The 13,545-nt window shown below is 37.5% G+C and carries 9 protein-coding genes; 7 read left to right on the forward strand and 2 right to left on the reverse strand.

Features of this window, described 5'->3' with window-relative positions:
• Nucleotides 1-158 precede the first annotated feature (158 nt).
• Both H560_RS0100920 and H560_RS0100925 read right to left on the reverse strand, forming a co-directional pair.
• Complete coding sequence (locus H560_RS0100920; RefSeq protein ID WP_027378293.1) at nucleotides 159-1,091, reverse strand: DUF4349 domain-containing protein; 933 nt, start codon at nucleotides 1,089-1,091, stop codon at nucleotides 159-161.
• A 343-nt stretch (nucleotides 1,092-1,434) separates the two neighbouring features.
• Nucleotides 1,435-3,030: a peptide chain release factor 3 gene (locus tag H560_RS0100925; protein ID WP_027378294.1), complete on the reverse strand. Its 1,596-nt coding sequence runs from the start codon at nucleotides 3,028-3,030 to the stop codon at nucleotides 1,435-1,437.
• A 175-nt stretch (nucleotides 3,031-3,205) separates the two neighbouring features.
• Here H560_RS0100925 and H560_RS0100930 point away from each other — a divergent pair, with 175 nt between their 5' ends.
• The 7 genes from H560_RS0100930 to H560_RS0100960 all read left to right on the forward strand — a co-directional run bounded on the left by H560_RS0100930 (nucleotide 3,206) and on the right by H560_RS0100960 (nucleotide 13,421).
• Complete coding sequence (locus tag H560_RS0100930) at nucleotides 3,206-4,036, forward strand: CPBP family intramembrane glutamic endopeptidase (RefSeq protein WP_027378295.1); 831 nt, start codon at nucleotides 3,206-3,208, stop codon at nucleotides 4,034-4,036.
• Nucleotides 4,037-4,130: 94 nt separating this feature from the next.
• Entirely contained in the window at nucleotides 4,131-4,706 is a 576-nt protein-coding gene (gene rdgB, locus H560_RS0100935) for an RdgB/HAM1 family non-canonical purine NTP pyrophosphatase (protein WP_027378296.1), read from the forward strand.
• 142 nt (nucleotides 4,707-4,848) lie between these two features.
• Nucleotides 4,849-5,763 (forward strand): ribonuclease Z, encoded by a 915-nt coding sequence (locus H560_RS0100940; protein ID WP_027378297.1) that lies wholly within the window; start codon nucleotides 4,849-4,851, stop codon nucleotides 5,761-5,763.
• A gap of 7 nt (nucleotides 5,764-5,770) precedes the next feature.
• Nucleotides 5,771-6,541, forward strand: coding sequence for a TIGR02757 family protein (locus tag H560_RS0100945; RefSeq protein WP_027378298.1), 771 nt, complete (start codon nucleotides 5,771-5,773; stop codon nucleotides 6,539-6,541).
• A gap of 11 nt (nucleotides 6,542-6,552) precedes the next feature.
• A complete protein-coding gene (locus H560_RS0100950) occupies nucleotides 6,553-7,083 on the forward strand; it encodes a DUF1003 domain-containing protein (protein ID WP_027378299.1) in 531 nt (176 codons plus the stop codon).
• 304 nt (nucleotides 7,084-7,387) lie between these two features.
• Nucleotides 7,388-9,664, forward strand: coding sequence for a choice-of-anchor L domain-containing protein (locus H560_RS0100955; RefSeq protein WP_228372394.1), 2,277 nt, complete (start codon nucleotides 7,388-7,390; stop codon nucleotides 9,662-9,664).
• A gap of 172 nt (nucleotides 9,665-9,836) precedes the next feature.
• Nucleotides 9,837-13,421, forward strand: coding sequence for a choice-of-anchor L domain-containing protein (locus H560_RS0100960; protein WP_027378301.1), 3,585 nt, complete (start codon nucleotides 9,837-9,839; stop codon nucleotides 13,419-13,421).
• The last annotated feature ends 124 nt before the right edge of the window (nucleotides 13,422-13,545 follow it).

Consider the following 13,545-nt stretch of genomic DNA (forward strand, 5'->3'; position numbering starts at 1 on the left):
ATTAATATATCTGTTTATTTCTTTGATTAGAATATTTTACCTTGGTTAAATATTGTTGTTTAAAATATTTCATTATTGGATAAAAATATAAATGATAATTTTTAAAAAAAACAGAATTATGATTAAAATATTATTAAAAATAAGTCAAAATTGAAAAATTATTTATCATGATTTTCTGAAGGCTTCTGCTGTCTCTTCTTAAAGAAATAATATCCTATTCCTCCTATTAAAAATAACGGCCACAAAGGAAGAATAAACAAAAAGATAGAAGTGATCACTTCCCAGCCGGACGAAATGGCTGCAAATGACTTCTCGCCAAAAGTTTTTGGCTCTTCTGTTTCTGCATAGCTGCCGGCTTTTCCATACAGTGTAATGTCTACTTCGCACAAGGTATTTTGCACAAAATCCTGCCCGGAAAGCTCTATGTTTTTGTTCTCTACAGTGCCCAGGTTTGAACTAAGATCATCCATTAAATAATCAAATTTTTGAATAGGAACTTTGATCTTTAAGTATGCTATTTTATTTTCATTGTTATTCAGAGAAATATTTTCACTTCTTACAAATCCGTCATATTTGGAAACTTCCTGCTTTACAATTTCTTTTGCTGTTTCTGCATCATCTACAGTAAGTTCCAGAACGCCTGTTTTCACTAATTTATTCTGAGGAATAGTAAGTTCATAATTTTCTTTCTTTGGTTTGTCTTTGTAAACAATCTTTGTTTCCCTTATCACTTTTGGGGAAGGTACATTTACTACAATTTTTTCTTCTTTTTTAGTAGAATCTTTCTTTTCTGTTTTGGTTTCAAGCTTTACAGATGAAATTTTTTCAGATAAAGAGTCTACTATTTTTGAAGTGTTTTCGATTTTGTTTTTTACTTCATTTTTTGTGTCTTCAAATTCTTTGATTTTTACACTGGCGGAGTCAAGTGCTGCATTTGCTTTGTCACTCACCTCATTTATTTTTTCAGATGCGGAAGAAACCGTACTGTCGGCAGAATGTACGGCATTTTCAAGCTGAGATGCTGCTGATTCCCCTTTTTTACACATAATGAATGTTCCTGATACTGCGATCAGTAGTATGAATTTTTTCATAAGCTTAATTTTTTTGATGAAGTAAAATTAAATGGGGAATTTTTGTAAAGCTTGTAAAAGAAATGTATTGTGCTCGTAAATTATTAATAGATTGTAAATCAGTAAATTAATTTTGTTTTACAATTGATTTACAAAGTTTTTTTATCACAATTAAGCTGTAATCTGGTTTTATTGGAAGTGGGAATAAGTAGAAAAAATTTTAAATAGATACGTATCAACAAATAAAAACCGTTCAGCACAATCGCTGAACGGTTTTTTATTTTTATTTAAAATACAAATATCACTAATTTTTACACAAAATAAATATTATTAATTCGTGATATTTTAAATTTGTGTTTCTCAATTAAGCATTCTGAAACTCGCTGATAAAATGCAGCTTCACATTTGGAAATTTCTCCTGTGTCATGTGAATAGTGAAAGATGAATCTGCCAGGAAAACCAATTGATTGTATTTATCTCTGGCCAGAAATCGCTGTTTCAATCTTGCAAATTCTTTAAATTCTTCTGATCTCTCATCTGCCTCAACCCAGCAGGCTTTGTGCATGGAAAGAGGCTCATAGGTACATTTTGCGCCATATTCATGCTCCAGACGGTATTGGATAACTTCATACTGAAGCGCTCCTACAGTTCCAATGATTTTTCTACCGTTCATTTCTAATGTAAACAACTGGGCAACACCTTCATCCATCAGCTGATCAATACCTTTTGCCAATTGTTTTGCTTTCAATGGATCGTTATTATTGATATATCTGAAATGTTCAGGAGAGAAGCTCGGAATACCTTTAAAGCTCAGTTTTTCACCTCCGGTCAATGTATCCCCGATTCTGAAACTTCCCGTATCGTGAAGTCCGACGATATCTCCCGGGAAACTTTCGTCCACCACCTCTTTTTTATCGGCAAAGAAAGCATTAGGTGAAGAAAATTTCATCTTTTTACCTTCTCTTACCAGTAAATAATTTTCGTTTCTTTTAAAAGTTCCGGAAACAATTTTCACAAACGCTAAACGGTCTCTGTGCTTAGGGTCCATATTAGCGTGAATTTTGAAGACAAACCCTGTGAATTGGCTTTCCTCAGGCTTTACCAGACGGATATCACTTTCTTTTGGCTGTGGCATCGGAGCGATGTCTATAAAAGCATCCAATAGCTCACGAACTCCGAAATTATTTAAAGCTGAACCAAAGAAAACAGGCTGCAGATCACCGTTCATATAATCCTCACGATTAAATTCAGGATAAACAGACTGTACCAGGTCAAGTTCTTCTCTCAATGTTTTTGCAGCTTTTTCACCAATTACTTCGTCAATAGAAGCATCATTGATGTCATCAAACTTAATGGCCTCACCAACTTTTTGCTTTTTCTCTTCCAGAAATAACTGGATGTTGTTTTCCCAGATATTATAAATTCCCTGAAAATCAGCTCCCATACCAATTGGCAGAGAAAGCGGGCAAACTGTTAATCCTAATTTCTGTTCCACTTCATCCAGCAAATCAAAGGCATCCTTACCTTCACGGTCAAGCTTATTAATGAAAACCAGCATCGGAATGTTTCTCATTCTGCACACCTGAACCAGTTTCTCCGTCTGTTCCTCAACTCCTTTTGCAACGTCAATTACAACGATTACGGAATCAACGGCAGTCAATGTTCTGTACGTATCTTCTGCAAAATCCTTGTGGCCCGGAGTATCCAGAATGTTGATTTTATGGTCTCTGTATTCAAAAGCAAGCACGGAAGTTGCCACGGAGATCCCTCTCTGTCTTTCAATTTCCATGAAGTCGGAGGTAGCTCCTTTTTTTATTTTATTGGATTTTACCGCACCCGCTTCCTGAATTGCACCCCCGAAAAGCAGCAGCTTCTCCGTAAGAGTGGTTTTTCCGGCATCAGGGTGAGAGATTATCCCAAAGGTTTTTCTTTTTTGTATTTCTTTGATTAAGTCTGACATATCGTATTTTGAAGTTGCAAAAATCGTGAATTTTAATGGAAATTAAAAATGAATTTGGATGGTTTAAAGCTTAAAACGCAAAGTTTAAGACTTAAACCCGGAAATTTGCAATTCACCATTGACATATTCACTTTTTAATACAAAAAAATTATCTTTGTTTTACTAAATATTTATCATGGAAAACAGCAGATATCCAAAGTTTACCTTTACATGGATCGGAGGTCTTGTCTTACTGGCGGGATTATTCGTAGGAACAATGATTCCTTCACTTTTTAATGTTTTCTGGATGTTTACTTTTAAAGAGAGCCTGCAGTATAAAGACTGGTTTTTTATGCTTACCAATGCAGCGGGTTTTCTTACGGCTATTGCAGCTTTTGATTTTCTGATTGTAAGAACTACGACAGGGAAAAAGCTGAATTTTAATTTTTCACCGACCAATTTCTATACTTACCTGCTGATTTTCCCCATGATGACCGGGATGATGTTCATTGCAGAATTCATTACCGCTCAGATTCCTACTACAGGACCATTCTTTGGAGAATATTATGAATTTTTCAGCAGATTAATGGAGCAGCTTACAGATGATCCGGTGGTGATGATAATTACGGCGGTCATTTGTGCACCTGTTTTTGAAGAAATTATTTTCCGGGGAATCATTCAGAAAGGGTTGATCAATAAAGGTGTCAAACCATGGACTGCAATTGTCTTTGCATCTATTATTTTCGGACTTGTTCATGCCAATCCATGGCAGTTTGTAGGTGCTGTTTTATTAGGCTGTGTGCTTGGTTTGGTATATTATAAAACAAAATCTCTGCTTTTGCCGATGCTGCTTCATGGTTTTAATAATCTATGTTCAACATTATTGATAACATACACTAAAAACGAAAGTTTTGCGGAAGCTTTTAAAGTTTCAGAATGGATAATTCTGGCAGTAGGAATTGTCCTTTTTTCACTGTTTTATTATTTGCTTATGTACAGAAATAAAGTGCATTATACAGAGATTTAGGTCTTGATTTTTTGATAATTATTAATTTGAGTAAATTTTTTAACGCTCAAAAACCTGTTAGGTTTATAAAATTTTAAAAAAATAAATTTAAAGAATGGAATTACTTGTAGCCACTCACAACATTCATAAAAAAGAAGAGATCCAGCAGATTTTAGGAAATGAATTTCTGGTAAAAAGCCTTACAGATTACAATATTCATGAAGAAATTATAGAAGATGGTGATTCTTTTAACGCTAATGCTTTGATAAAAGCTAAATACTGCTTCGAAAAAACAGGAATTCCAAGCCTTGGTGATGACAGTGGCCTTGTAGTGGAAGCTTTGGACGGGAGACCCGGGATTTTCTCTGCACGCTATGCCGGTGACCACGATTTTGCGAAAAATATTGAAAAAGTTTTAAGCGAAATGAACGGTATCGAAAACAGAAAGGCTTATTTTATAACGGTTCTATGCTATTACGATGAAAATGGTGCAAAATATTTTGACGGAAGAGTCCACGGAAATTTACTAACTGAAAACAAAGGGTTCAAAGGATTTGGTTATGACCCGATTTTCGTGCCGGAAGGGTATGACAAAACATTTGCAGAGATGAACCCTGAAGATAAAAACAAAATCAGCCATAGAAAGCAGGCTTTAGATCTGTTTTTGAACTTTTTAAAAGTAAAAGAATAATATTTGGATTGAGGTTAAGGTTTAGATTAGACTCGAATGAGTTTAAATGTATTTTAACCTTTTTTATATCTAATTTTGATCTCAGTCTAAACCTTAATCTTAACCTAATTCCGTACATTTGCCAAGATAATAAACTATTGTTTTGAGTACATATTTAACGATATTAGGCTTTAATTCAGCGATTCCTACGATCAATTCTTCTCCCACTTCACAATTGCTGGAAATGGAGGAGAGACATTTTCTGATTGATTGCGGGGAAGGTACGCAGGTTCAGCTGAGAAAAGCAAAAGCAAAATTTTCTAAGATTAACCATATTTTTATCTCGCATCTGCATGGTGACCACTGTTTTGGATTGCCGGGGCTTATTGCGTCTTTCAGGCTGTTGGGAAGAGAAACCCCGCTGCATGTTTACGGGCCGAAAGGGATTAAAAACATGCTGGAAACCATTTTCACCATTACAGAAACACATCGTGGTTTTGAAGTGGTTTATCATGAGCTGGATAAAGATGTTTCCGAAAAAATCTATGAGGATAACAGGGTAGAGGTGTATACCATCCCTTTGGATCACAGGATTTACTGCAACGGTTATTTATTTAAGGAAAAACCGAAAGACAGGCACCTGAACATGAAGGAAATCGCAAAATACAGTGAAATAGAAACCTGTGATTATCATAATATTAAGGCTGGAAAAGACTTTGTTTTAAGCGATGGGTATGTTCTTAAAAATGAAGTTCTTACTGTGGATCCTGCGCCTTCCGTTTCTTACGCGTTCTGCAGTGATACAAGATATCTGGAAAGTGTAATCCCTATTATTAAAAATGTAACGGTTTTATATCACGAATCTACCTTTTTGCATGATCTGAAGGAAATGGCAGATTATACAGGTCATACAACGGCTCTTGAAGCAGCAATGATTGCTCAAAAAGCAGAGGTAGGAAAACTTATTCTGGGACATTTTTCTAACAGATATGGAGATCTTACCGTATTCACGGATGAAGCCAGAGAGATTTTCCCGAATACGTTTTTACCGAAGGCATTAGAGCCTGTAAAAATCTAAATAATGTATGTTGAAGTTTGAAGAATTAAAAATCTTCTTAGATGAAAAGGCTGATCAGTACAATCGTCCTGAATTTATAGAAAATGACCCGATACAGATTCCGCATCGGTTTTCCATAAAGCAAGATATTGAGATTGCGGGATTTCTTGCGGCAACCATCTCATGGGGAAACAGAAAGGCGATCATAAAATCAGCAGAAAAAATGCTGGACATTATGGGGAATTCTCCGTATGATTTTATATTAAATTATTCCGAAAAAGACTTAAAAGATATACAGGATAAAAGCATTCACAGAACGTTCAACGGGGAGGATTTTACCTATTTTATCAAACAGTTTAACCGTATTTATAAGGAAAATGAAAGCCTTGAGGATTTATTTAAAGTAAATGATCCGGAAATCAATTTTTCCCACGCTATTGAAAGGTTCAGAAACAATTTTTTGGGCTCCGAAAAACACAGAAGCCATAAGCATGTGAGCTCACCTTATAAAAATTCTTCCACTAAAAGAATCATCATGTTTCTGCGGTGGATGGTAAGGAAAGACAAGCGTGGCGTGGATTTTGGTATCTGGGAAACTATTGATCAGAAACACCTCTCCATTCCGCTGGATGTACATACAGGAAATATTTCCAGAAAACTTGGGCTCATTTCAAGGACACAAAACGACTGGAAAACAGTGGAAGAGTTTGACTTAGTGATAAGAAAATTTGATGAAAAAGATCCGGCAAAGTATGATTTTGCACTGTTCGGACTGGGAGTTACCAAAGAACTATTATAAATAGAAACACAATGAAAAAAGACACTGAAAAATCTGAAGTTTTAGAAAGAATTGCAAACGGAATCACATGGTGGATAGGCTCTATACCTTCATTGATTGCCCATACTTTATTCTTCATGATCTCATTTTTGCTGCCGCTGCTGCATATCGTTGAGTTTGATAAAATGCTGCTCATCCTTACAACAGTGGTTTCTCTGGAGGCAATTTATCTGGCCATTTTTATCCAGATGTCGGTGAATAAAAGTCACGAAAAAATTGAAGATATCCAGGAAGATATTGAAGACATCCAGGAAGATATTGAAGAGATCAGTGAAGACATAGAAGAGATCAGCGAGGATATTGAAGAAATTAATGAAGATATTGAAGATATTCAGGAAGATATTGAGGAGATCAACGAGGATGAAGATGAAGAAATCCACAGCGAACGCGCCAAAACTGTAATGCTGAAAAGTAATGTAAGCTCCAATAAAAATGAAATAAAAGCTTTAAAAGATAAAATAGAAGAGCTGCAAAATAAAATTGATGAGCTTAGGAAAGAGTAAATTTTTTCTATTTAAGTTAATTAATATTAATAATTTATAGATATATTATTGATATCAATAAAAAGGGACTAATAATTTTTATTAGTCTTTTTTATTTTTTTAGATATAATATCTTTGTTTTGATAAAATTCGAAATAAATTAAATTATTGGTGTGAATTCCTGCTATTTATATTCAATTTTAATTTAAAAAAATAGTATTTTTGAACAAACAACTACAAAATGTTAAATTATAGATTAAAAAACTACCTTTTTTTACTAGTTCTGGTATTAGTTTCTGGTTGTGTTTTCGGGCAGAAAAAAACGATGAAAAGAGTTTCAACAGAGAAACCAGCTACCGGATCTAAGGCAGGTGTGTTTATTGATGTAAATGCATCAACATACACACCATCCAGTTATAATATTGAACAGCTTGTGAAAAATATCCTTATTTCGGGAGGTTCCAGCTGTGCAGTAGCGAATGTAACTAATGTAACGGTTTCACCAAACCAACCGGTTACCGATACGGAGAGAGCATGGGGGTATTTTCATAAAGGTACTACTGCTTTTCCTTTTACGGACGGGGTCGTGCTTGTTACAGGTAAAGCCAGAAGAGCGGGTAACGTAGATGAGGGAGGATTAGGTGATCCAGTAGCGGGATCTACCGTAAGTGATCCGGATTTAGTAGCTGCAATTAACCCTCTGGCAGCTTTGAAAGATGCTGTATTTATTGAGTTTGATTTCGTTCCAAACAGTACGGAAGTTAAATTTAACTATATCTTCGCTTCAGAAGAGTACACCAGCGATTTTCCATGTGGAGTATATTCCGACGGATTTGCCTTATTGCTTAAAAAAGTAGGAGATCCTACCTATACTAATATGGCAATTCTTCCTAACGGAACACCTGTAAGTGTAACAAATATCGTTCCTGCAGGAAACGGCTTTTCGTGCGGTCCTATCAATGAAACCTTTTTTGCAGGGATAAATCCTACTCCCAATATTCAAACAAACTTTAATGGAAGAACAATTCCTTTACAGGCAAAAGCTACTGTAATTCCGGGGCAGACTTATCATTTTAAAATGGTATTGGCAGATGCTTCCGATTCAGGTTTTGACTCTGCTGTTTTCCTTGAAGGAGGATCATTTGATATCGGGATGACAATCGTTGACGGTAATGGAAATCCTATCACCAATGTGAATATGTGTGATAATACACCACAACTTTTAAAGGCTCAGATTGCTTCTGTGCCTGGTATGACGTTCCAGTGGTTTAAAGATAATGTTGCTATTCCGGGTGCTACAAGTGCTACCTATACGGCAACTCAGCCGGGTGTATATGTTGTAAGAACTTATGTAGGCGGTACAGAGTGTCAGAATGCAAGTGTTACCATTGTTGGCGGTACAACACCTCCGGCACAGAACGCGACATTGAAGCTTTGTACAACGCCATCCGTTTCAACATTCGACCTGAATACTGCAACGCCGATGATTACTTCTTCTACAACGGCTATTGTACGTTATTATATTAACCAGGCTGATGCGATTGCTCAAAATAATAACTATATTAATCCTACTCTTCTTTCATCATACAACGGTACAGACGGGCAGATTTTATATGTAGTGGTTTCAAACGGTGCTTTCTGTAGCAAAATGGTTACTTTAACTCTAAGAAAAGAAGCAACACCGGTAGCGCAGCTTGCAGCAACAAAAGTAAGAATCTGTGCAGGTGAATCCACAACCTTAACGGCTTCCAACGGAACAACATACGAGTGGGTAGGAATGACCGGAACAGGACCGACACAAACGGTTTCCCCGACTCAGACCACAACGTATTCCGTATATGCTATCGGAGCTCAGGGATGTAGATCTCTTCAGCCGGCTTCAATTACCATAGAAGTGGTTCCAGCTATTACATCATCTCTTTCCGGAGGTATGATCTGCGTAGGAGACGTGATTACCCTTGACGCAGGAACAGGCCCTAATTACCATTATACATGGAATACAGGTGATCTTACACAGACAATCAGTGTAGGTACACCGGGAACTTATTCTGTAACGATCAACAACGGGGTTTGTACAAAAGTATTTACTACTCAGGTTATCCAGGCTATTATTCCTGAAATTATCAATGTGAATTATAATGAAAACGATACTATGGTTCTTACCGCGAGCAACCCAAGTAACGGAGCTTTAGAATATTCAATCGACAACGGACTTACATGGCAGAATTCTAATGTGTTCTCCAATGTTCCGAGAAATACTGTAATTTCTATCAGAGTAAGAGTAAAGAATACAAGCTGCGTAGGATTCCTGGAATACTTCACATTTGTGATGCAGAACGTTATTACTCCAAACGGGGATAATATCAATGATATTATTGACCTTAGGGGAGTTCTTAAATACAAAGATTTCAAAGCTTCCATCTTCGACCGTTACGGAAGAGAGGTGTATAAAGCAAGCGGTCTTCAGCCTTATTGGGACGGATATTTCCAGGGAAAACGTCTTCCTACTTCATCTTACTGGTATCAGGTAAGTTTCGAAGATCCTGCAAGCAAAAAGCCTGCGATAAAAACAGGTTGGATTTTACTAAAGAATTTTGAATAAAATATTTAATAATATATAAGAAAAGACCGGCAATTTGTCGGTCTTTTTTTTGTTTTAAACAAGTTTTAAATTGATAGTTTAAAATAATAACAGTTGTATTGATGATAATGTAATTTAACCTGAATTGAATTTCAATCAAAAAAAATAGTATTTTTGTTTAAAATAATATAAAATGTTAAATAGGAGGACGAGAAGTTTATTTTTGACTTTATTTTTGGTTCTTACGTACGGCTTCACGTTTGCTCAGGACAGACAGAGTAAAGTAGCAGTACAAAAACCTTCGGCTCAAAGCCTGAAGGCAGGAGCTTTTATTGATGTAAATGCGCCAGGTTATCCGGAAACAAATTTCAGTATTACCCAATTGGTAAAAGATGTGCTTATCAGCGGCGGATCTGCCTGCTCTTCTGCGAATGTAAGCAACGTTGTGGTTTCTCCTAATTTAGCAGTTACCGACCCAAACAGAAGCTGGGGATATTTCAATAAAGCAACTACTAATTTTCCTTTTGCTAAAGGTATTGTTCTAACTACAGGTTATGCAAGAAAGACCGGAAACGATTTTCAGGGAACACTTAGTGATCCCTTAGGAAGTGGAGGAGATGTAGATCTTGCAACGGCTTTGGGAGTTTCAAATGCGGAATTAAGAGATGCTACCTATATTGAGTTCGATTTTGTGCCTGCTTCTACTAAAGTAACCTTCAGATATATATTTGCATCCAAAGAATATCAGGGTAATTTTACCTGTAATATTACAGATGGTTTTGCCCTATTGTTAAAAAAAGTAGGAGATCCTAATTATACGAACCTTGCCGTTCTTCCGGGTGGAGCCGGACCTGTAAGTGTTACCAATATTATTCCTGCAAGTCTTCCCTGCGGTCCAAAAAATGTTCAGTATTTTGCAGGGATAAATAATCCTACCATTGAAACCAATTTCAATGGACGTACAATACCTTTAACGGCTAGTTCTACCGTAATTCCGGGGCAGACGTATCATTTTAAAATGGTATTGGCAGATTATCAGGATTCAAGCTTTGATTCCGGAGTTTTTCTGGAAGCCGGGTCTTTTGATATAGGGGTTGAAATTTTAAATCCTGCAGGTGTTGCGCTGCCTTCTTCTATTAACGTTTGTGATAATGCACCGCAGATATTAACAGCCTCTGTGCAGGGTGGAGGAGCTACCTATCAGTGGCTGTTTAATAATGCTCCAATTCCTGGAGCTACCAATGCTTCTTATACAGCTACTCAGCCGGGTGTATACACGGTTCAGGTATTTTTACCGGGAAATACATGTCCGGGAACAGCGAGCGTCACAATAGTTGGCGGGACATCACCTACCGTACAGAATGCCACACTTACCGCCTGCTATACCCAGGGAAATGCTACGTTTAATTTAACATCAGCTCAAACTTCGATAAGTACAACGCCGGGAGCTACATTTGCTTACTATGTCAATCAGGCAGACGCTTTGGCTGGAAACGGGAATACCATTGCTGCCCCTACTACATTTTCAAGTGCGGGACAGACGATCTATGTTTTGGTTAAAAGCGGGTTTTGTTCAAAAGTGGCGCAGCTCCAGTTGGTAAAAGCTCCACAAATGACGGCTAACATTGCTCCGCCAGGTATTTTAACATGTACCAATTCACAGATTACCTTAGATGCAACTACTTCAGTTTATCCGGCAGGATCTACTTTCAGCTGGACGACTGCAAACGGAAATATTGTTTCGGGAGCGAATACTTTAAATCCTGTTGTAAGCTTGGCAGGAACCTATACATTAACGATTTCAAATACCTATCAGCCAGGAAACCTTACCTGTACAGCAACCGCAAACGTTACCGTAACCGGAGACAGTGCACCGCCTACGACAGGTTTAACTGCATCTAAAATTCAGATATGTTCCGGAGAGTCTGTTACATTAACGGCTTCGGGAGGTACTACATATAACTGGGTTGGTCTGCCGGGAACAGGAAATACACAAACTGTTTCCCCTACCACTACCACAACTTACACCGTGACAGCTGTAGGAGCAAACGGGTGTGTTTCTCAAAATCCGGCGACGATTACTATTCAGGTTTCCCAGCCTTTCACGGCACAAAATGCCACCTTATTTAAATGTTATCAGACCGGTGGAATTAATTATAACTTAACAGAAGCTGAACCACAAATCACTTCCGCTACAGGAGTTACTTTTGCCTATTACTTAAATCTGGCTGATGCCAACGCAGGAAATACGAATACAATTCCTACTCCTACAACATTTAACAGTGCGGGAGGACAGACTATTTATGTTTTAGTTTCCAATGGCGGATGTAGATATGTTGTTACATTACAATTGAATGCAACACCGCAAACTACTTTAACGATTGCACCTCCACAGCAGATTACCTGTACAACACCACAGGTAACACTGAATGCTTCGGGATCAGTAGTGCCTGCGGGCTCTACTATTGCGTGGACAACTACGGGAGGAGGAAATATTGTCTCAGGAGCTAATACTTTAAACCCTGTAGTAAACGCAGGAGGAGTATACACTCTTACAGTAACCAATGTAAACCAGCCTGGAAATCTAAGCTGTTCTTATACCGCAAACGTAACGGTAACGCAAAATACAACACTTCCGGTAGCTACAGTAACATCTACTGTACTGCAAATCTGCCCGGGAGAATCTGTTACTTTAACGGCTTCCGGAGGGGCTAGCTATAACTGGGTGGGACTTCCGGGGAACGGAAATACGCAGGTGGTTTCTCCAACAGTTACTACTACCTATACGGTTTTTGCAGTAGGTGCAAACGGATGTGTTTCCGCGACACCTGCTACCGTTACTATTATTGTAGGACCGCCGGTTGCTGTATTAGCAGCTTCAAAATCTAAAATATGTGTTGGTGAATCAGTCACCTTAACGGCTTCAGGGGGAGTTACCTACGAATGGGTAGGGCTGCCCGGAAACGGAAATACCCAGATTGTTTCGCCTACTGCCGATACAACATATTGCGTTTATGCTTTGGGAGGAAATGGTTGTAAAGTAGCTACTCCTACTTGTATAAGTATTCAAGTAGTACCTGCCATTGTTTCTACATTACAGGATGTGTATGTGTGTGCCGGAGATTTCGGAACTCTGGATGCAGGTCCTGGGCCAAACTATACTTACCTTTGGAATACAGGCGCAACTACACAGACCATTTCTGTAAACACGCCGGGAACTTATTCCGTAACCATAAGCAACGGAACCTGTTCTAAGGTATTTACCGCGCAGTTAATAAATCCTGCGCTGCCTCAGTTTACAAATGTGACCTATGAAAATCACGTTCTTACACTCACAGCAACCAACCCTACCAATGGAACACTAGAATATTCTATTGACGGAGGGCTTACATGGCAGAGTTCCAATATTTTCTACAATGTCATGGATAATACCAGCTATAATCTTATGGTAAAGGTAAAAGATGCAAAATGTGGTACAACACTGGAATATTTTACATTTATTATCAGCAATGCCATTACACCGAATGATGATGGCATCAATGATACGGTAGACTTTACAGGAATAAGCAAATACAATAATTTTGCGGCTTCAATCTTCGACAGATACGGGCAGGAGGTATTTAAAGCAAGCAAAACAGAAACAGTATGGAACGGAAGACTAAGAAACAGCCTCAATCTTCCTACGACTACGTACTGGTATCGTGTGCAGTGGGAGCATCCTGCATCCAAAAAACTGGAGCTCCGAAGCGGCTGGATCCTGTTGAAAAATAGAAATTAATTATATAAATAATTATAAACAAATTAAAACCTTTCATATGAGAGGTTTTTTGTTTTTTTTATAGAAAAATGTTAAATATGTGTGTAGTTTATTTAAAAAAAAATTAAATTTGTTAAAACAAACT

Origin of the sequence: Chryseobacterium daeguense DSM 19388 (assembly GCF_000430825.1) — a bacterium.
In the GTDB taxonomy this organism is placed as follows: Bacteria; Bacteroidota; Bacteroidia; order Flavobacteriales; family Weeksellaceae; genus Chryseobacterium; species Chryseobacterium daeguense.